Annotated in this window: 18 protein-coding genes; 17 read left to right on the top strand and 1 reads right to left on the bottom strand. The window is 48.1% G+C overall.

Features of this window, described 5'->3' with window-relative positions; translation table 11 throughout:
* Window positions 1-130 precede the first annotated feature (130 nt).
* The gene (locus BCT27_RS15550) at window positions 131-1,009 is read left to right on the top strand and encodes a LysR family transcriptional regulator (protein WP_102396177.1); all 879 of its coding nucleotides are present in this window, start codon (window positions 131-133) and stop codon (window positions 1,007-1,009) included.
* Window positions 1,010-1,282: 273 nt separating this feature from the next.
* Here BCT27_RS15550 and ssb read toward each other — a convergent pair whose 3' ends face one another.
* Window positions 1,283-1,819, bottom strand: coding sequence for a single-stranded DNA-binding protein (gene ssb / locus BCT27_RS15555; protein ID WP_017014374.1), 537 nt, complete (start codon window positions 1,817-1,819; stop codon window positions 1,283-1,285).
* A 396-nt stretch (window positions 1,820-2,215) separates the two neighbouring features.
* On the opposite strand from ssb, the gene BCT27_RS15560 reads away from it, so the two are divergent.
* The 16 genes from BCT27_RS15560 (at window position 2,216) to BCT27_RS15635 (ending at window position 21,464) form a co-directional block, all read left to right on the top strand.
* Window positions 2,216-2,893 carry a LuxR C-terminal-related transcriptional regulator gene (locus BCT27_RS15560; RefSeq protein ID WP_017008108.1) on the top strand — a complete coding sequence of 226 codons (678 nt, stop codon included), beginning with the start codon at window positions 2,216-2,218 and terminating at the stop codon, window positions 2,891-2,893.
* Between the two features lie 208 nt (window positions 2,894-3,101).
* Complete coding sequence (locus BCT27_RS15565) at window positions 3,102-3,719, top strand: calcium-binding protein (RefSeq protein ID WP_102390668.1); 618 nt, start codon at window positions 3,102-3,104, stop codon at window positions 3,717-3,719.
* A 530-nt stretch (window positions 3,720-4,249) separates the two neighbouring features.
* Window positions 4,250-4,867, top strand: a complete 618-nt coding sequence (locus BCT27_RS15570; protein ID WP_102390669.1) for a calcium-binding protein — start codon at window positions 4,250-4,252, stop codon at window positions 4,865-4,867.
* 124 nt (window positions 4,868-4,991) lie between these two features.
* Window positions 4,992-6,701, top strand: coding sequence for a type I secretion system permease/ATPase (locus tag BCT27_RS15575; RefSeq protein ID WP_102318043.1), 1,710 nt, complete (start codon window positions 4,992-4,994; stop codon window positions 6,699-6,701).
* Window positions 6,701-7,990 carry an HlyD family type I secretion periplasmic adaptor subunit gene (locus BCT27_RS15580; RefSeq protein ID WP_102318042.1) on the top strand — a complete coding sequence of 430 codons (1,290 nt, stop codon included), beginning with the start codon at window positions 6,701-6,703 and terminating at the stop codon, window positions 7,988-7,990. Before BCT27_RS15575 ends, BCT27_RS15580 begins: the two co-directional genes overlap by 1 nt.
* Window positions 7,991-8,409: 419 nt before the next feature.
* Window positions 8,410-9,807, top strand: a complete 1,398-nt coding sequence (locus BCT27_RS15585; protein ID WP_102318041.1) for an undecaprenyl-phosphate glucose phosphotransferase — start codon at window positions 8,410-8,412, stop codon at window positions 9,805-9,807.
* Between the two features lie 10 nt (window positions 9,808-9,817).
* Window positions 9,818-11,020, top strand: coding sequence for an outer membrane beta-barrel protein (locus BCT27_RS15590; protein WP_102318040.1), 1,203 nt, complete (start codon window positions 9,818-9,820; stop codon window positions 11,018-11,020).
* On the top strand, window positions 11,021-11,539 hold the full coding sequence (locus BCT27_RS15595) for a polysaccharide biosynthesis/export family protein (RefSeq protein WP_102318039.1): 519 nt from the start codon (window positions 11,021-11,023) through the stop codon (window positions 11,537-11,539). It abuts the gene before it with no gap.
* Window positions 11,540-11,572: 33 nt separating this feature from the next.
* Window positions 11,573-13,798, top strand: a complete 2,226-nt coding sequence (locus tag BCT27_RS15600) for a GumC family protein (protein WP_102396178.1) — start codon at window positions 11,573-11,575, stop codon at window positions 13,796-13,798.
* 32 nt (window positions 13,799-13,830) lie between these two features.
* Window positions 13,831-14,802, top strand: a complete 972-nt coding sequence (locus tag BCT27_RS15605; RefSeq protein ID WP_102396179.1) for a DHH family phosphoesterase — start codon at window positions 13,831-13,833, stop codon at window positions 14,800-14,802.
* A 13-nt stretch (window positions 14,803-14,815) separates the two neighbouring features.
* Window positions 14,816-15,733: a sulfate adenylyltransferase subunit CysD gene (gene cysD, locus BCT27_RS15610; protein WP_102260015.1), complete on the top strand. Its 918-nt coding sequence runs from the start codon at window positions 14,816-14,818 to the stop codon at window positions 15,731-15,733.
* Between the two features lie 54 nt (window positions 15,734-15,787).
* Window positions 15,788-17,197, top strand: a complete 1,410-nt coding sequence (gene cysN / locus BCT27_RS15615; RefSeq protein ID WP_102396180.1) for a sulfate adenylyltransferase subunit CysN — start codon at window positions 15,788-15,790, stop codon at window positions 17,195-17,197.
* 71 nt (window positions 17,198-17,268) lie between these two features.
* Complete coding sequence (locus BCT27_RS15620) at window positions 17,269-18,321, top strand: glycosyltransferase (RefSeq protein WP_102318035.1); 1,053 nt, start codon at window positions 17,269-17,271, stop codon at window positions 18,319-18,321.
* Window positions 18,305-19,588, top strand: a complete 1,284-nt coding sequence (locus BCT27_RS15625) for an O-antigen ligase family protein (protein WP_102396181.1) — start codon at window positions 18,305-18,307, stop codon at window positions 19,586-19,588. Before BCT27_RS15620 ends, BCT27_RS15625 begins: the two co-directional genes overlap by 17 nt.
* Window positions 19,588-20,400 (top strand): putative capsular polysaccharide synthesis family protein, encoded by an 813-nt coding sequence (locus tag BCT27_RS15630; RefSeq protein ID WP_102318033.1) that lies wholly within the window; start codon window positions 19,588-19,590, stop codon window positions 20,398-20,400. Before BCT27_RS15625 ends, BCT27_RS15630 begins: the two co-directional genes overlap by 1 nt.
* Window positions 20,400-21,464 carry a glycosyltransferase family 4 protein gene (locus BCT27_RS15635; RefSeq protein ID WP_102396182.1) on the top strand — a complete coding sequence of 355 codons (1,065 nt, stop codon included), beginning with the start codon at window positions 20,400-20,402 and terminating at the stop codon, window positions 21,462-21,464. Before BCT27_RS15630 ends, BCT27_RS15635 begins: the two co-directional genes overlap by 1 nt.
* Window positions 21,465-21,466 lie beyond the last annotated feature (2 nt).

Genomic DNA, 21,466 nt, shown 5'->3' on the forward strand with positions numbered 1-21,466 from the left:
CACATGTCTCTCTGACTGACGCAGTGCGATCTTGTATGAATCTCAGACCTAATCAACAGTTTGGGGTTATTATCGTTCTTCCCGAAACGAAAGTGAACGCAATCTCAACACTATTGGAATGAATCATTAAATGGATTGGATCACCTGCGCTAAAAGCTATGTCACCGTGGTTGAAATGGGGTCGCTCGCTCAAGCGGCCACGAAGCTCAACACATCAAGTTCTGCACTCTCTAAGCGTCTCGCATGGCTTGAAAATCAACTCGGGGTTCAGCTACTCAAACGCACAACGAGAAACCTTACCATGACAGATGCAGGCCGCCTATTTTACCAGCGCGGGAAACTGCTGATTGATGACTGGACCCAACTGGTGTCTGAAACCACCTCCACCTATGGTGAAGTCAGCGGCGTTTTGCGCATTGCCGCCCCACTCGCCACAGGCAGTCGTCTTCTGATTAACAATATTGGCGAGTTCCTAACCGCTCACCCGAAGATTCAGGTAGAAATGCACACCCTTGCACCAGGGCAATTGCCCGATCCGAATCTGGATGTGGTCATTACTCGCGAACTCGCTGACTTTAATTCTGCGAGTTTTATTGCTACCAAGCTTTTTGATTTCCAACCGCGCTTTTTTGCCTCGCCAGGTTACCTTGCACAGCATTCGCCGATTCTAGAACCAGAGCAATTGTTGCAGCACAACTGTTTGCTCTATGGGTCAACAAGCCACCCTCAGGAACATGAATTTGAACATGGCAGAAAGCTGCGATTAGCAGGTAACTTTGTCTCGCCAAATCCTGAAGCCTTGGTGAACGCCGCCGTTGCGGGGCTGGGTATCATTTTGGTCGGCGATGTCACCATACGCAAGGAGCTGGATCAGGGGTTACTGGTTCCCGTATTACCTGAACTCCGTCAGCCCAAAAGTGCTGCTTATGCGTATTACCCAAAACTCGAATACAACCACACGAAAACACGCTTGTTCATCGACTTCATGAAGAACAAAGTGGCTCAATGAACCTGCAACAGAAAGCGCCTTCGTAAGCACCGATTGCTTTATCTCCATGATGCATTCGAAAGAGTATTGTTCATGCTCTCTAAACAACTCGACTCATATTCAATACAGAAGGATTTTGACGTTTGTGGTGAAGGTGAACGCGAATGAAAGGTGCAGAAGGTAGACGGGAATAATCGTTAAACCAAAAACAACAAACCCCGCCGAAGCAGGGTTTGTTTATGCATTCATGTCAATCATGCCAAGGCGATTGAGCGTGTTTTCATCACGAAGTGATTAGAACGGAATGTCATCATCAAAATCAGGCATGTCATTGTACTGAGGTGCTTGATTTTGTTGTTGAGGTGCTTGCTGCTGCGGCTTCTGCTGGTAAGAAGGCTGCTGAGGTTGACCCCAGTTACCACCTTGCTGCTGTGCATTTTGTTGAGCCGGTTGTTGGCCTTGGCCTTGACCACCGCCCATGCCACCACCAGAACGGCTGTCTAGCATTTGCATTTCGTTCGCAACGATTTCAGTCGTGTAGCGGTCTTGACCGTCTTGACCCTGCCACTTACGCGTTTGCAGGCGGCCTTCCAAATACACTTTTGACCCTTTTTTCAGGTACTCACCCGCGATTTCAGCAAGACGACGATACATCACCACACGGTGCCACTCTGTCATCTCTTTGTTTTCGCCAGTGCTCTTGTCGCGCCACGTTTCTGAGGTCGCAACGGTCAGATTAGCAACTGCACCGCCATTTGGCAGATAGCGAACTTCAGGGTCATTGCCCAAGTTGCCAATCAAAATTACTTTGTTTACACCACGGCTGGCCATATTTTGCTCCCAAACCTTTTCATTACGGCATCGAAATGCGCGATTCGCGCTTAAACGATGATGATAACAGATGCGAGAAAATTCTTCACAGCTTTGCATTGATTCTGTGGGCACGTTAAAAAGCCTCAATGCGTTTCATGTTTGCACGAATGAAATCAAAAACATCGAGTGAAGAAACAACGAAAAAGTGCAAATTGTATTAGACTTACAAAGAGTTTGAGTGAAACATCGCAATGCGCTGTTCATCAAAGAGTTCAAGAAATGATACGGATTGGTTCCAGCATGTGCAGTTAGAATGCTGCGACTTAATATATTTTGCGAACCATGTTCCAGATACACCAACGTGTGTCGGTGAGGGAAACCACTTCGTACTTATTTAAAGCATTAGGGATACACATGCCAATCATTGAAACCACCTCAGACAAATACACTATCCTGCTTGTTTCTGAACCTAGCATGACAATCAACGCGTTGATTTCCTGCCTCGAGAAAGAAATAGAGAGCAGTGTTGCACTGGTGGAAAAGCAAGAAATTGGCGATAAACTCGCAACCTCCTCAGGCCTCGTGCTTATCGATTTGAGCGCATTTGAAGGTGATGCAGTCAACTATGTGAAGCAGAGTCTTGCTCCATTTAGCGAGCAACATGTCTTCGCATTGTTTAATGCTCACGACTTGTCTGCCAAGGAGCTTGCAAGCTGGCCATTTATCAAGGGCGTATTCAAAAAAGAAGATGATCTCGAACATCTGTGCCACGGCATCGAAAAAATGCTTTCTGGCGAATACTGGCTACCTCGCCAGAAACTGGCCGAACTCATCCACTATTACCAACAGAACAACAACAACGCGATCGATTATTCGGAGATTTGTCTGACTAACCGAGAGCAGCAGATTCTACGTAAGCTGGTCACGGGTGCTTCCAACAGCGAAATCGCAGACAGCTTGTTCGTGTCTGAACATACCGTTAAGTCTCACCTCTATAATATCTTTAAGAAAATTAACGTTAAGAACCGTGTTCAAGCAGTATTCTGGGCAAAAAACAACCTTTCAGTCATCGGTCTCGACTACCAAGGCTAACCTGTTATAAGGAAAGACTTTTATAAGTGTTTCCTTATATTACCGCATTATCGAGACACCTCTGTATAGATTAACACACCATAGTGATAGAGCATGGTGTACGTTTATCCTCACATCTATTCACCCTCAGTGCACCCTGCAAAATAACAAAAATAGATGACGACCCAGTTGGCTTTCTTAGTAATTAATTTAAGAAAGGGGCAGGACAATGGCTGACATAAATGGCACCGCGGTAGCGGAAACGCTTTATGGCACAAACGAATCTGACAATATTTTTAGTTTTGGAGGAGATGACGTAAAAGTAGGGTTCGGCGGAGACGATAATGTATTCGGCGGCAGAGGCGATGACCTAATGACTGGTGGTGCTGGCAATGATTTCGTGAGCGGTGGTAGAGGCGACGATGTTGTTGGTGGTGGTAGCGGTAATGACATTCTCTACGGAGGATTAGGTAACGACTATGTGCTTGGAGGCACTGGAGACGACTTGTTATTAGCTGTGTCTGGCAACGATAAATTGTTTGGTGGTAGCGGCGATGACTGGTTAGTAAGCGGTATCGACAATGATTTCCTTATTGGGGGTTCAGGTGCCGATACATTTCTTTTCGATAACATTCTTGGCAACAGTACTGGCGATGATCGTGTTGTCGATTTTGAAATAGGCATAGACAGATTGTTTATTCGCGCGACAGGTGACACTGATTTCGCGTCACTCAGCATCTCCCAAGTGGGTATCAATACGTTAGTAAGCCTTGCGGATGGATCAAGCTTCATCCTCAACGGCATTACATCCACTGATTTATCTGCGAGTGATTTCCATATTGTCTAAATAATTTTCACCACGTTTAGCAAGTAGGCAGCCCACCGATTGTGAGTTGCCTACTTTACAATTCATTATCCCTCCCCCTTTGACCGAGCCTGCAGACTTTTTTACAAGCACTGAAAAGAAACCTCACACCCCTTGCGCCTAAGTTGCGACTTCGACTCAATATTAAGACCCCATTACTAAACCCTATGCTTAACAACCTAGACAGCACATATTTAAAAACCAAGGCATGCATAATCACCTTGATTTACATAGAAAAATAGGAAAAAACAAGAAGTCACATGGTCGTGTCACATTCACGAACTTGCTGATTTGTACCAATAAATCCGCTTCAAGCCATGACGACATTTTCTCAATACCACTCAAGATTGAGACAACATAAAAATGTCGACTGCGTCAAAGTATACCTGCTCAAAAATTGGCAAGCCTTCCCGTGTTTTAACGCTTGCCAAACATTATAAAAATATAAAAAACGTCAACGTTGGTATTCATTCAATTGCTTTAGGCAACTTTGCAAAGGACATAGAGAAAATATGGCTTCAATTAACGGTACATCGGGAGCGAATACTCTCGACGGTTCTCGCGATGCAGACACGATCAATGGTTTTGGTGGCGATGACCGCATCATTGGTTTTGGTGGCGACGACGATATTTTTGGTGGAAGCGGCAATGATTTCTTGATCGGTGGCGCTGGGAACGATGTGGTTCGTGGCGGTAGAGGTGATGATTTCGTTGGTGGTGGTAGCGGCGATGACATCCTCTATGGTGGCGTGGGTAACGACACCGTGCTGGGAGGAACGGGTAACGATACTTTATATGCGGATTCAGGTAACGACCGTTTGTTTGGTGGCTCAGGTGACGATTTACTTGTTAGTGGCACTGGCAATGACTTTCTGATCGGCGGAAGTGGTGCTGACACCTTCCTATTCGACAACATCTTGGGTGAAGGTACAGGTAGCGACCGCGTGACAGATTTCGAAGTCGGCGTCGATCTGATCTTTATCCGCGCATCGGGTGACACTGACTTTGCGTCACTTGATATGACACAAGTAGGCAATAACACAGTGATTGATCTGGACAACGGATCAAGCATTACCCTTAACAATATTTCGGTTACAGATCTTACTGCTGACGACTTTCAGATTGTCTGACGGTAAGCGAACTATACTCAAGACAGCCAGCACGAATGCTGGTTGTCTTTTTTAGAATTCACTTTAAGCCTTTGCATCGATTGAAAATATCAATTTGGAGCAAGGCATTTGCGCTAGGTTTGCCATGTCTTTGACTACAGAAAATCAATTAAAAACGACATTAGACCAATGTAAGAAAACGCTCCTTTTGGTGATAGCCTTCAGTTGCGTAATCAACTTACTTGTTCTTGCTGTACCCATTTACATGCTTCAAATCTACGATCGCGTTATCGGCTCGCGCTCCATTGATACCCTCTTATTACTGACTGTCATCACGGTGTTCGCACTCCTCACAATGGCAGTACTAGAAAGCGTACGTACCCGTGTCATGGTGCGAATTGGTGCTTGGTTTGACCAAAGTTTGTCACCTGACATTCTCAGCGGCAGCATCGCGGCACAACTTCGCCAAGGCATTTCAGCCTCCGTGCAGAGCTTGCGTGATGTCGCAGCAATCCGCGGCTTCATCGGCGGGAACTCGGTCATCCCCGCGCTCGATGCACCTTGGACGCCGGTGTTTCTGACGTTCGTTTTCTTTTTGCACCCTATTCTCGGCCTTATCGCTACCATCGGTGCTGTCATCCTTTTCATCATTGCCCTTGTGAATGATGCCGTGACACGTAAAGCCCACAAGACAGCCAATGAATCCGCCATTCTTGCTATGCAGCAAGCGGAATCTGCTGCGCGCAATGCTGACGCCATTGAAGCCATGGGCATCATGCCGAACTTCATCAAGAACTGGACCGCATTGAACAGTAAAAGCATCGAAGGGCAAATCGTTGCGAACTCAAAAGGCGCGACCCTCACCGCCACGTCAAAGTTCATTCGCATGCTACTGCAGATTGCGATGCTGGGTGTAGGCGCATGGTTAGTGATCGAAAACGAGCTCACGGCGGGTGCCATGATTGCGAGCTCTATTTTGATGTCTCGCGCCCTTGCGCCGGTTGAACAAGCCATTGGGGCTTGGGGAACCGCGATTTCAGCCCGACAAAGCTATCAACGATTGAGAGAGCAAATCCCAATGTTCCCTGAGCGTGCGAAATCCATGCCGCTACCAAAACCTAACGGTGCGCTGTCAGTTGAGAAAGTGACGTACTTTCACCCAGGGCAAGCAGAACCTGTGCTTCATGGCATCACATTTAAGCTCGCAGCTGGTGAAGCACTTGGCGTGATTGGTCCATCAGGAACAGGTAAATCAACCCTCGCACGACTTTTACTCGGCAACTTAACCGCAAATGCGGGTTGTGTGCGCCTAGATAATATGGACGTAGCTAAATGGGATCCTGATGATCTTGGCCCTCACTGTGGCTACCTGCCTCAAGATGTTGAACTGTTTCCTGGCACGATTCGCCAGAACATTGCGCGTATGTCAGAAGGCGAGCCGGATCTTGTCATCCAAGCCGCGAAGCTTGCTGGGTGCCATGATTTGATCCTGCGCCAGCGACAAGGCTACGACACCGTGGTTGGTGAACGAGGCCTTGGGCTTTCGGGGGGCGAACGTCAGCGTATTGCCCTTGCTCGTGCACTTTATGGCAACCCAAGTCTTGTCATTCTTGATGAAGCAAACGCCAACCTTGATGGTGTCGGTGAAGTGGCATTACAACGCGCCATTACCTATCTCAAATCGCGTAAAGCCACCGTTATTTTGGTTGGGCACCGTCCAAGCATGATGCAATCAATGGATAAACTTATGGTGCTGCAAGACACCCAAATTCGCGCCTTTGGCGATCGTGACGAAGTATTGAAACCTCTGCTTGATCAAAGCGCTGCTCTTACATCAAAAGGAGGAAGTAAGTAATGGCAATTCCAGCAATTCGTCCGCTTGCTATCACAGGCTTCGCCGTCATCGCATTGTTCTTTGGCACCTTTGGTGTGTGGGCAGTATTTAGCAAACTCGATGGTGCATCGATTGCCCCAGGTATCGTGACCATTAATAGTCAGCGTAAAACTGTCCAGCATTTAGAAGGCGGCATCATAGCCCGGCTCACTGTCGCCGAAGGAGATACCGTCGAAAAAGGGCAAACACTCATCATGCTTGATGATACCCAAGCCCGTTCACAGCTTGAACTTCTGGTTAACAATAAACGCAATGCACAGGCTCGCGAAGCGCGTTTAATCGCCGAGCGTGACAATGTCAAAGGCATCGTATTCCCCCAGTCTTTGCTGGACGATGAAGATGACCCTCGCGTTGAAGAACTCCTGACTAACCAACACCGCATTTTTGTCGCTCGTCGTGGGTTCTTCGAATCCCAAAAAGAAATCATCAATAAACAGCTAGCGCAAAATGAAGCGGAGTTAGATGGTCAATCAAAGCGCTTAACCATTGAGAGGCGTCGCCTCTCAATCATCGGCGAAGAAATCGCGGGTAACCGTAAGTTGGCAGAAAAAGGGTATGTGAGTAAAACACAGGTACTTCGCCTTGAGCGTGAAGAGACCCAGATACTCAGTACCATTAGCCAAATTCAATCCAATGCCACCCGCCTTGCGCAGAACGTTGCAGAAAGCCAAGCGCAGCTCAAAGAACAAGAGTTAGAGCGCATTAAGGAAATCGTGGAAGGCTTGCGTGAAAGTCGTCAAGAAAGCTATGAGCTTGACCAACAGATCGCAGCAGCGACCGATGTCCTCAACAGAACGAAGATTCTCGCGCCGCTCAACGGTACCGTACTTAACCTTCAAGTCTTCTCTGAGGAAGGGGTTATTTCTCCGGGGCAAGAACTGCTCGACATTGTGCCTAACAACGAACGTATGGTGATTGAAGCCCGTGTCGACCCGTCAGACATCGATCAGGTCAGTGCTGGCATGAAAGCACAGATTCGCCTTACTGCGCTAAGTATGCGCAGTGTCAAACCCTTGAATGGCGAATTGCTGACAGTTTCTGCTGACCGACTCGTTGATGAACAATCAGGCCTAGCTTACTACCTAGCGCGCGTTGAGTTAGTGGATAACGTGCAAGAAATGCTAAACGGCATCGTTCTCTATCCAGGAATGCAGGCAGAAGTCATGCTTTTGACGGAACCTCGCACTCCACTTAACTACCTGACAAAGCCTTTGACAGAGAGTTTTAATCGCGCATTCCGTGAAGAATAATCTAGACACCACTCAGTCTTAACACCAACTAAAGACTGAGTGACTTTTATTGGAATTTAATTTCAGCTGACGACTAAATTTTATTTCTTTCACACTTTATCTTAAAAAAAACACAAGAAATGCATATGCGCGTGATGGATATCACACTGAGGGGGAACTTTGTTAACTAACTGTTCTTTACGCATAAAAACGCTAGTGCACTGCAACTGAAATGTCATGTTTAAAAATAGGACAAACTTCATCTTCTCTGAGTTATCGCATGCTGTTTTACTGTGCACGCTTGTTGGGAACCGATAGCAACTAGAACAAACGCTTCCCTCGCTAGCGAGCTTGGGATGAGTGGTTTACTTTTTAAGTATAAGAAATAAAAAAACCACTCTTATTCAAACTCATGCAACAACATTGTGAGCCTGCATTTTATGGACAGCAGAAAAATTCGCACACACGGCACAGAATTCGCCATCCTCTACCGAATATGTGATTTGGCCGTGATTGGAGGAACGCTAGCGATAGCAAGCTGGCTTTACTTGGGACAACTGTACAAAGACTATCTGCTCATTGTTACGCTAACAGCGGTGTGTTTTTTGCTGTTTGCTGAAAGTGCGCACCTTTATCGCTCTTGGCGTGTCAGTAATTTCCAAGGACAAATGGTTGCCACCCTACTTCCGTGGTTTGGTGCCAGTGCCGTGCTCGTCACCTATTTCTTCTTTACCCAAAGCGGTATTGAGTATTCGCGTGCCGTCATGATGCTGTGGTTTTTACTCGGCTCAATCAGCCTGGTGTTGTGGCGCTATAGTGCGCGTATGGCACTTAGCCACCTTCGCAACAGCGGTATCAATACCCGTCGCGCAGCCATCATAGGCACCACGGCAAACGGCATTGATCTTGCGCGTGAATTCCAACGCAACCATGCCTTGGGCATCAAGCTAACGGGCTTTTATGAAGACCGTGGCGCGGATCGCATTGAAGGCAGTTTGCCAGCCCCCATGCTCGGCAAAGTTGAGGATGCATTAGAGCAAGCCAAACGCGGCGAGTTACAGCATGTTTATATTGCTATGCCTATGCACGCGAAAGACCGCATAGCACGCTACCTCAACCTGTTTGCCGATACCACGGCTACCACGTATCTCGTGCCAGACTTTTTCACTTACAACTTACTACATAGTCGCTGGCAAACGGTGGGGCATGTTCACACCTTGAGTGTGCACGACACGCCTTTTAATGGTTTAGCTGCATGGACCAAGCGCATGGAAGATATCATTTTATCGCTTCTTATCTTGTTGCTGATATCTCCCGTCATGTTGTTCGTTGCTGCTGGCGTAAAACTGTCGTCATCAGGCCCAATCATCTTTAAGCAATATCGTTATGGCTTAGATGGTCGAAAAATTGATGTATGGAAATTTCGTTCCATGTCCGTCATGGATAACGGCGATGACGTGAAACAAGCCACGAAGAATGATCCTCGCGTCACCCGGTTTGGTGCGTTCATTCGCCGTACGTCATTGGATGAGTTACCGCAGTTTTTCAACGTACTGCAAGGCTCGATGTCTATCGTTGGTCCTCGCCCTCATGCCGTGGCGCACAATGAACAATACCGCGCGATTGTTGATCGCTACATGCTTCGCCATAAGGTGAAGCCAGGCATCACAGGTTGGGCGCAGATCAACGGCTACCGTGGCGAGACAGACACGCTAGATAAAATGGAAAAACGTATCCAATTCGACTTGGAATACATTCAAAACTGGTCACTGTGGATGGACATAAAGATCGTCTTCGCGACGGTATTTAAAGGGTTCGTTGGTAAAACGGCCTACTAAGGAGAGTTGTGTGAATTACAAAGTGAGCTGTCTTGTAACACTCAGTGCGCTGCCTCTGTCTGTCGCAGCGGTAGAGCCCTTGGCGTACCAAACTGAAAACGGCATCGACGTTACCCCCACAGTGGAAATGAGTGCGGGGCACAACGACAACGTTCGCCGCACAACCACTGATACCGTCAGTTCTCCAATGCTGAAGATCTCGCCGAAGGTTATTGCACTTTTTCAGACAGACATGGGGACGTATCAGTTTGATTACCGCCTTGACGCGGTCAGTTATTCAGATAGCAGTGAGGACAGTTATGCAGATCACCAAGCTCACATTGGAACAGTTTGGATGTTCGATATTCGACATCGACTGCGCATTAACTATACCTATCAAAGTATTAATGAAGAGCGTGGAACTGGGTTAACGGAAGGTTATAGCCTCTCTGTGGATGAACCTTTACGTTTCGATTACCACCAATTCAACACGCGTTATACCTATGGAGCTGCTGGCGCGAAGGGGCGTCTTGTCGGTATCGCTGGCTACGATGCTAAAGCCTACGATGACGTTACTTTCACAACGAGGTCCGTTCAACAATCTCGTTACTACAATTGGAAGCAACCCTATGTGGGTGGTGAATTTTACTACGCTGTATCCAATTATTTCTATGCGGTTGCGATCGGACGTATCGCAGATAGAACCTATGACGAAGCTGCGCCTAATGTGATTTCTCGCGACAACACCAACTCAACACTTTATGGCGGTTTGGAGTGGGACATTACAGGAAAAACACAGGGTAAATTGCTCTTAGGTGTTCAAAATAAAGATTTTGACGATAGCGGTAGAGAAACATTCCAAGGCTTTAGTTGGCGCGCTAACTTGAGTTGGAGACCTGCGGAATACAGCGAACTACGTTTGGAAACACGCGATTACGCTCGTGACCCCGATTTAAACGCTGATTACGTAAAAGACCGTTCAGTAAAAGTGGATTGGGAGCATTACTGGACACCGAGACTGAGCACGCTCGCGACGGTCAGATATGGAAAAAATGAATACCCCGGCGATATCCGCGTAGACGACGATACGCTGGCTGAAGTTTCGGCAACTTATAGTCTGGCACGCTGGTGGGATGTCACTGTCGGCGTCAGTAAATTTGACCGAGACTCTACGTTCACTGGGTTTAGTTATGATCAAACTCGGTTCTTCTTGGGAATGGAAGTGAGCCTTTAAATGCAAAAATTACTATGGATATGGATGTTCCTGTTTTCCATGGGCATAGCTCATGCGGAAACTGAACAATATGTACTGGATGATGGCGATCGTATTTCTATCAAGGTTTATGGTGAGGAAGATCTCTCCATGGACATCCTTCTCAGTACACAAGGTCGATTCGATTACCCGTACTTAGGGCGTCTTCAAGCGGCGGGGAAAACCGTCGGGCAGGTGCAAAGTACAATCGAAAAAGGCCTTCGCGGTGATTTTCTCATTGACCCAAAAGTAACGGTCAATGTGATTCAGTTCCGCAAGTTCTACGTCAATGGCGAAGTCAATCATCCAGGAGGATACGACTTTCAGCCCGGCCTAACGGTCGCGAAAGCCATTGCGATTGCCGGTGGTTTTACCGACCGTGCATCCAGAAACAAAATTCAAAAGACAGACAGTAAAAAATCCACGACTCAAAAGAACGTCGGTTTGTCTCAATCTGTTGGCCCTGGTGACATCATCGTGGTTGAACAGAGCTTTTTTTAGCGCTGCTGTAAGTAAACGAAAGGACATCGCTCAATGAAATTGATAGAGCCTAACCAAGGATCGGAACCGTCAGGTCTCGACCTAAAACGCTATCTTGGTGTTATTGCACGATACTGGATACCGATCACCGCATTTGTCGTGATCGTTACTTTCATATCAACATTGCTCATTTTGATGATCAAGCCTGTGTACCGTGCAACCGCCACCTTACTGATTGAGGCACAAGCCAGTAACGCCATTTCTATCGAAGAAGTTTACGCGCTTGATACCAGTAAGAAAGAATATTACCAAACCCAATTCGAGATCCTTCGCTCCAACCACATTGCTGAAAGTGTGATCGACGAATTAGGTCTTGGCCAATTGCGTGAGTTTAACAATTCCGTCGGTCAACCCACAGGCCGGGATAAGTTACTTAGCGTACTTAAAAATATTCCGTTGTTAGGTGACTACCTACCTGTTGCATCGCAACCATCAGAAGATCCTAACAGCGATGCGGCCAAGCAGGCTGTATTGCTAAAATTCAAATCGCACATGTCGATTGAACCCATTCGAAACACACAATTAGTGAAGATCCACTTTGGCTCCGCCGACCCTATGCTGGCAGCGAAAGTGGCCAATGCGATAGGTCAGGCTTATATCGAGTCCAACTTAGAAGCGAAATTGGTCGCGACACAAACGGCTTCGATTTGGATTAACGAGCGCCTTGGTGGTTTGAAAGATAACCTTGCCGATGCCGAAACCGCACTAACGCAATTTTTAAAACGTGAAGGCCTTATCGAGCTCAGTGATATCGATGAACTGGCGGGCACGGAACTCACGAACTTAACCATTCGCGTCTCTGAAGCCAAAGAACGTCGTGTTGCCGCAGAAAGCCTGTTCTCTTTGTTGCAAAACAAAGGAGCGACTGGCGATGGCTTGCTGTCAGTGCCTGAAATTTCCAATCACCCACAGGTGCGTGATGTTAAAAATGCCGAGACAGATGCAGAACGTAAAGTGTCTGAAATGTCCAAACGCTATGGCCCAAAACACGACAAGATGATCCAAGCGCGTGCTCAACTTACTGCCGTTCAAAATCGTGCAAACACCGTCATCAGAGAACTGGCTCGCGGCATTGAGAAAGAGTTATCCAGTGCGCGTAAAAATGAGAAAGCACTGACGGCTGAATTAAACGCAAAGAAGGGCGAATACCAAAACATCAGCAGCAAGCGCGCGCAATATGATTCGCTTAAACGCGATGTCGAATCTAGCCGCCAGCTCTACGAAATTTTCTTGAACCGAGAAAAAGAAACCAACGCCACCAGCGATTTCCAAGATGTCCAGGCTCGTTTTACAGATACAGCCAAGACGCCGCAAAACCCGTATTTACCAAAAACATCGAAGCTGATCGTGATCAGTGCCGCATTCGCAGTACTGTTAGGCATAGTCTGCGCTTTCCTTGCTGATGCATACCGCAATACCATTGAAAAACCTGATGATATTGAGGAGAAGCTAGGATTGCAGCATTTAGGATTCCTGCCACGTGTCAAGGCGCGCCGCTTTAAGAACACCCCGTTGGATCACACCTTGTATTACGATCCCGACGCCACCTTATTTAGCGAATCCGTTCGAACCATTCGCACGTCGATTCTGCTGACGCTTACTAACTCGAAACGCAATGTTCTTTCTGTCACTTCTTCTCTTCCTTCAGAAGGTAAAACCACAGTGGCACTGAATCTTGCGCAGTCACTGGCAAAAATGGAACGCACGCTTCTTATTGACTGTGACCTTCGCATGCCAGCCATTGGTCAACGTTATGGACTGCCTAAAAACCAGCCAGGATTGACCAATGTTTTGGTCATGGGTACAGACGTGACCGAGTGTATTTTCCACGACGACGAGTCTCAACTTGATGTGTTACCAGCTGGTCTACTGCCGCCTAACCCACAAGAACTATTGAGCTCACCGAAGTTCGCCACACTGCTTGAGCAGCTCAAACAAACATACGACCGCATCGTGTTAGACACACCACCGATTCACGTTGTGAGTGACAGTCTGATCTTAGGTCGACTGGCTGGCGGCATGATTTTGGTGGTGAAAGCGGAAGTGACCACCGAACAACAAATTAACCATTCAGTCGGGCAACTTGTCCGTCATGACATTCCTGTGGATGGCGTTGTACTGAACCAGCTATCAAGCAAATACGCAGAGGAAAAATACAAGCTGCACTATGGTTACTACAACAACAATACAAGGGACGAAGGTACCTTAGAGGCGAGTTAAGCACCTCAAGGTAATAAGGAAATACCATAATAATGAAAACAAGTTTTGATGTATTTAACGGCGATGCCGATGGGATTTGTGCACTGATACAACTCCGACTTGCGACCCCCAAGAACAGCAAGTTGATCACGGGCGTAAAGCGAGATATCGCCTTACTCAAACAAGTGGATCCCGCCGTGGCACAAGATGTCACCGTGTTAGACGTGGCGATGGGAAAGAACCGCGCAGCATTGGACAATTTATTGTCTCAAGGTGTGCGCGTGTTCTACGTGGATCACCACAACCCCGATGAGATCCCCGAACACAACGCGCTGACCACGCACATCAACACCGCAGCCAACACCTGCACCAGCCTGATTGTCGATAAATTGCTCGAAGGCAAGTATCGCGAATGGGCCTTGGTTGGAGCTTATGGCGATAACCTGTTTGCCGTCGCAGATACCTTGGCGAACAAAACAGGGCTAAGCGACGCAGACAAAGAAAAGCTCAAGCAGTTTGGTACCTACCTAAACTACAACGGCTATGGCGCCTCTTTGGCTGATTTACTGTTTTCTCCCGCAGAGCTCTACCGCTTTCTTGCGCCTTATCCTTCACCGTTCAATTTTATCGCCGAGCGCCCTGATGTGTATTCCACGTTAGAGCAAGGCTATTTGAGCGATTCTGAGAAAGCCGCATCGATTGTGCCTATTTCTGAAGAAGCGGGATCGCGCGTGTTTATGCTGCCCGATGAAGCATGGGCTCGACGAATCAGCGGCGTGTTCTCCAACGATTTAGCCAACCAAGACCCTGCCCGTGCAAATGCCGTGATTACAGCAAAAGCCGATGGCAACTACTTGGTCAGCATTCGCGCGCCACTCAAGAACCGCATCGGCGCCGACGAACTCGCTGCGAAGTTCCCAACAGGGGGCGGACGCAAAGCAGCCGCAGGTATCAACGCACTACCTGCAGAACAACTATCTGAATTTATCAATGCGTTCCACCAGCAATATTTGCTGGCAACGTAAGAAGGGACTGAACATGGTGGACAAGATTTCGCTGAACCAAACCCATTTGAAACAACTCGAGAACGAGTCGATTCATATCATTCGAGAAGTCGCCGCAGAGTTTGATAACCCTGTGATGCTTTACTCGATTGGTAAGGATTCGGCAGTCATGCTCCACCTAGCGATGAAAGCATTCTATCCAGGAAAGCCACCTTTCCCTCTGCTCCATGTCGATACCACGTGGAAGTTTAAGGAAATGATTACCTTCCGTGATGCGTTCACCAAAAAGCACGGATTAGATTTGAAAGTTCACATCAACCAAGACGGTGTGGACATGAACATTAGCCCGTTTGAGCATGGCAGTGCGAAACACACTGACATCATGAAAACCCAAGGCTTAAAACAGGCGCTGAACCAATACGGTTTCGATGCCGCATTCGGCGGCGCTCGCCGTGATGAAGAAAAAAGCCGCGCCAAAGAGCGAGTCTATTCGTTCCGCGATAAACACCACCGTTGGGATCCTAAAAACCAACGTCCAGAGCTGTGGGATACCTACAACGGCCGAGTAAACAAAGGCGAGAGCATCCGTGTATTCCCGCTTTCAAACTGGACCGAACTGGATATCTGGCAATACATCTATATGGAAAACATCGAAATCGTTCCACTCTACTTCTCAGAGAAGCGCCCAGTGGTTGAGCGTGATGGCACCTTGATCATGGTCGATGACGATCGCATGCCGCTTGAAGATGGTGAAAAGCCTGAAATGAAGTCGGTGCGCTTTCGCACCTTGGGCTGTTACCCACTGACAGGTGCCGTGGAGTCAACGGCGGCAACATTGCCTGAAATCATCCAGGAAATGTTGCTCACCAAGACGTCAGAGCGTCAAGGCCGTGTGATTGACCATGACCAAGCGGGCTCAATGGAGCAGAAAAAACGAGAAGGCTACTTCTAACAAAGCCTCACTATTACCCATTTAGATTATTGCTTGCCTGCAAAGGAGTGACTCATGAGCCACAGCTCAGATTTGATAGCATCAGATATTGAAGCGTATCTTCACCAGCACGAAAACAAAGACCTGCTGCGCCTACTTACGTGCGGCAGCGTGGATGACGGTAAATCCACCTTGATCGGACGCCTATTGTTCGACACCAAGTTGATCTTCGAAGATCACCTCTCAAGCCTTCATAAAGACAACGCGCGCGTCGGTAATGCAGGCGAAAGCCTTGACCTCGCATTGCTGGTCGATGGCCTGCAATCAGAGCGCGAGCAAGGCATCACCATTGACGTTGCCTACCGTTATTTCTCAACAGAAAAGCGTAAGTTCATCATTGCTGACTGCCCAGGGCACGAACAGTACACCCGAAACATGGCCACCGGTGCATCGAACTGCGAACTCGCGATTGTGATGGTTGATGCGCGCAAAGGCTTGCTCACCCAAACGCGTCGTCACAGCTACATCGTCAGCAAACTTGGCATTCGCCATGTGGTGGTTGCGATCAATAAAATGGACTTGGTGGATTTCGACGAAACCGTCTTTGAGAATATCAAAGCGGAATACCAAGCCATGGCGACGCAACTCGGCATCAAAGACGTTCAATATGTGCCGATCTCTGCGCTGGATGGGGACAATGTGGTTTCCGCGAGCAAAAGCATGCCTTGGTATAAAGGCTTGCCAATGATGGGCATGTTGGAAGCGGTTGAAATAAGCCGTGACCAAAACCTCGAATTGATGCGCTTCCCCGTGCAATACGTCAACCGCCCTAACCTTGATTTTCGTGGTTACTGCGGCACGTTAGCGTCAGGGGTTTTGCGTAAAGGTGACGAAGTGATGGCACTACCATCCGGTCAAACCAGCACAGTCACCAGCATTGTGACCTACGATGGGGAACTTGATGCCGTTGCGCCAAACAATGCCGTCACTGTTACGCTCGCTGATGAAATTGATATTTCGCGTGGCGACATGATCACCCATGCCGACACAGCACCAAAGCTCACTGACCACCTTTCGGCTTCACTGGTATGGATGGCACAAGACGCGCTGAAAACAGGCCGCGACTATGACTTCAAATTTGCCAGCCACAGCCTGACCGGACACGTGACGAAGGTGAATCACAAGATTGATATCAATACGTTTGAGGAACTCTCTTCTGACGCACTCGCGCTCAATGAAATTGGCGTTGTCGATTTGCATTTGAATGCCCCTGTCGCGGCGGATAATTACGCCACGGTGAAGAAAACGGGCGCCTTTATCATTATCGATAGGCTCACCAACATCACCATTGCCGCGGGTATGGTTGAAGCGCTGCATTCGCAAAAAGACGCGAAAGCAACACGCCAATATACCGATGCAGAAATTGCGTTGAACCGCTACATTCGCGAAAACTTCCCTGAATGGGAAGCGAAGTCAGTCGAATAAAACGACGAGCGAGAGGAAGGGAATCGGTGAACAGCATAGCGTGCGATGCCAACAGGGAGAGTGCCGCGACAATGAGCGTGAAAGTACTTCATATCATTAATGATCTGTCTCGAAATGGCGGCGCTCAGCGGTTTGTGATTGATTTAGTTTCACCGCCACCGCAAGGCTATGACATTCGTGTTATCACGCTTGAAGACACCAATGATTTTTGCGAAGAGTTGGAAGCGCTCGGCGTGAGATGCGATGTGTGGGAGCACCTGTCATGGAAAGAAAAGTGGCAGGCTTTGCGCTGGCCAGATGTCATTCACGGCCACCTTTTCCCTTCGATTTATCTCGCATTGGCGGCGTTTGGTAAAAAACGTGTCCAGACCGAACACGCGACCCATAATCGCCGACGTGATCATGTCTGGATGAAGCCGTTCGAGCTGTTTCTTTATTGGCGCTATCACGTCACCGTGTGCATCACTGAACAAGTGAAAGACGCACTGGAAGATTTCTTACCCCTATATAAAAAGCACTATCGTGTTATTTTTAACGGCGTCGATCTGACAAAGTATCCCCTGGAAATAAAATCGCAGCCCGCACCTGATCAACCGCGTCGCATTGGCATGGTGGGACGGTTTCATGCCTACAAAGACCACCCAACTGTGATCCGCGCCTTGGCTGAATTGCCTGAGCACTACGAACTGCACTTTGCAGGTGATGGTGATCGTCGTGACGAATACATGGCGTTGGTAAAAGAGTTAGGGCTGGAAAAACGCGTCATTTTTCATGGTGTGTTAACGGACATTCCCGCGTTTTTAGATTCGCTCGACCTGTACGTACAAAGTTCTAGCGTAGAGGGGTTTGGCTTGGCTGCCGTCGAAGGCATGGCGGCAGGTTTGCCGGTGCTGGCAAGCAATGTTCCAGGCCTTAGCGAAGTCATGGGCGATGAACGTTACCTGTTCGAGCTTGGCAATGCACACGCATTAGCATCGGCCATTCAACGCCTGTGCGATGACGAGAGCACGTACCAAACCGCATCTGAATATGCGATCTCTCGTTGCCAGGTATTTACGCTTGATGCCTTCCGCACGCATTACTATCAAACATATCAAGGATTGGTAGATGGCACGGTCAGTTGAGCATCTTGCTGCGTTTGCAGTTATCCTTTTCTTTGTCCCGTTTAAAACCAATCTCTCGGGCATTGAACTGTATATCGCCGATCTTATTGGCATCGCCTCTTTAGGCGTAATGGGTGTTGCGACTGCCCGTGGGCGCTTGCACCACTCAACCATTCAAGCCTCTAGCTTCATTTTCTTGTTTGTACTTTACATATTGCTGGCTGGCACACTCAGTGATGTTCCCGCCAAACTTGTGCTTATTGAAATGGTGCAATGGCTGTCCGTTGCCGCTTTTTTGGGAGTGTTACATCAAGCGGGCCTATTAGCCTCACCACGATTTCTCTCGCTCGTCGCCTTGTATGCGCTAGCGGGCTCTTTGTACACCGCGGTTTGGCACTTGGCTCAGCCCGGTTTGCCCGACTTTAAGCAGCTCTCCAATACTAAGTACTTCTTTGGGTTTACCTGCGCAATGCTCTACTTGCTTCGACATCACATCAGTTATAGCCGTATTTTATTTGCTGTCGCATTTGTTCTATTGGTGATGTCAGAAGAGCGTAAAGCGTTGTTAGGGGTTGTGATGATGATTGCCTGCGATCACCTCTTTTGCCAACAAACTCATCACCCAAGAGAGAGAACCACTCGTGTCGCCATCATGACTTTTGTGTTGTTTGGTGGGCTGCTAACAGCATTCTCCATTTGGTATATTGTTGGATTGCCGGCCATTTTAGACCGGTTCGAATTCACCCAATTTGATATTTTGTTTGCCGACCAACAAGCGGCGCGTTGGGACTCGGAAGCCTGGCGCAAACTTCTGCTTGCCAATGGATTGTCACTGTTTTTGGAATATCCCATTTTTGGTGTTGGCCCCAAAATGCTCCCTGAGCACATAGCTCCCTACTTTCAAAATGAAGCGCTGGCCATTTACACCCACAACTTTGCACTTGACGTGGCCATTGAATACGGCGCGGTCGGCTTATCTATATTGATCGGTGGCTTTCTGCTTGCACTCATGCGCCTCTTTCGCGCTCGCATGGAAAACCCTGTTGCCTTCCTACTGGGGGTATACATTCTTTCTATGGTGTTATTTGTTGCCGTAAACAGCACCATCATGTTGATGTTCTTATTGCCCTTATTTATCAATGTTCGCAGTGAATCTTTCGCACGACGTCTCTCTCAGAAAACAAGCCGTTATCGTGCTGTTTCAACGAATCGCGAATCAACACCCTCATCGCTCCCGACGAGTGCATCCATTATCACAGACCCAATCCCCCCTCACGAGGAGAAGTAATGAAGTTCAGCCTTGCCCGACAACGCGCGTTTGACCAAACACTGCGAGAGCCTAATTTTGTGTTGGTGTACCAAATGGGTAAAGTTGGCTCATCCTCCATTGAGGCATCATTAGAGCATTGCAACATTCCAAGCTGGCACATTCATACCTTCGACGATAACGAAGAATTTCAGATGTACCGCAATACGTCCGATGTAGGCTGTTTCTTTGATTGGCACATCCGCGCGGCTTACCGACTCACGCTCGCGCACAGACTGCGTATCCTCAAAAAGCGCGATCATATTAAGATCATCACGCTTGTTCGCGATCCTGTTGCCACCGTGGTTTCACGCTTTTTCCAAGACCTTCACATTCAATTGATCGAAGGAAAGAAAAACAATGCCATTCATGGCGACATGGATGCCACCCTCAACCACCTCATCGATGCGTTTGATAACAAGCTGCGCCATGACTACTTTACGGAATGGTTCGACAGAGAGCTAAAGCGTCAGTTTGGCGTAGATGTGATGCCACACCTGACGGATGCGACGCAAACACATTGGCGTATTCAAGAAAATGGTTGTGATGTGCTGCTGATGAAATGCGAAGCCATCAACCAATCCGCAGAGGTGTTGGGGACGTTTTTGGATCAAACGGATTTCTCGCTGCAATCAAGCAATGAGGCCTCCAACAAATGGTACTCAGCCTTGTATCAACGTTTCAAAGAGACGTACCCATTCGAGCGTTTGTTTTGCCTTTACGACGCGCCGATTTACAAGGCCGTTTATAGCGACGATGAAATCGCACGCTTTAAGCAAAAGTGGGGACGCTAATGAAGACGATTCTTCATATTACAGAAGCCTTTGGTGGCGGCATTCAGACAGCACTGTGCAGCTACGCAAAATCCACCGAAGGTGACCCTATACGTCACCTTCTTTTGGCGAGGTTGCGCCCTCAAGATGACACGGGCCTGGCCATCAAGAACTTGTTTGACGAAGTCGAAACGGTCGATGGCGGTTTGCTTCACTTTTATCGCTGCGCGCGTAAAGCCGTGCTTCAGCACAAACCGGATGTGATTCACCTTCACTCAAGCTTCGCCGGATTTCTGTGCCGTTTTCTTCCCAAAGGCAATGCAAAGCTTGTATATACCCCGCATTGCTATGCCTTTGAGCGTCGCGACATCCCTGATTGGAAACAAGAAGTCTACATGCGTTTGGAGACCTTTGGTTTATCACGCATTGATGTGATTGCAGGGTGTAGCGAGCGAGAGTGTCAGTTGGGTTTAGAACTGGGGGCAAAGCGCGCGGTTCATCTCAATAACTATGCCGAACTCAGTCCTGAATTGATGGCGGATTCGCAAGCGCCCTCTCAAGACAGCGATGAAAACGCAGAAAGCCCACGCACTAAAGTGGTCATTGTGGGCCGTGTTTCACCACAAAAAGATCCTGAGTTTTTGTTAGAAACCATTGATCACCTCCGAAGCTTTCCTGAGTTTAACCACATCCAACTGCAGTGGCTTGGTGGTGGCGATCAAGACAAAGAGCAAGAACTACGAGCAGCAGGCGTTGAGGTCACTGGCATGATTCCCCATCACGTCCTCATGAAAACCCTGAAAGACGCAGATTTGTACTTACACACCGCGGCGTGGGAAGGCATGCCGTTGACCTTGCTTGAAGCTGCGCGCCTCAAGGTTCCGATGGTGTTACGGATCATCGGCGCAACGCAGAGCCTGCATTATCCCTTCCTCGTCAGCACACCGGATGCCATGGCGCAGCAAATCGTGGAGTATTGCCGACACCCTCACCACCCTGACTATCAATCTTCATTGGTGTCCATTAACGAAGAGTTCAGCGCGGAAAAACAACGCAGTGCGCTCATTGAGATTTATGGGGCATAAAC

It is taken from the genome of Enterovibrio norvegicus (assembly GCF_002876705.1).
Taxonomy (GTDB): domain Bacteria; phylum Pseudomonadota; class Gammaproteobacteria; order Enterobacterales; family Vibrionaceae; genus Enterovibrio; species Enterovibrio norvegicus_B.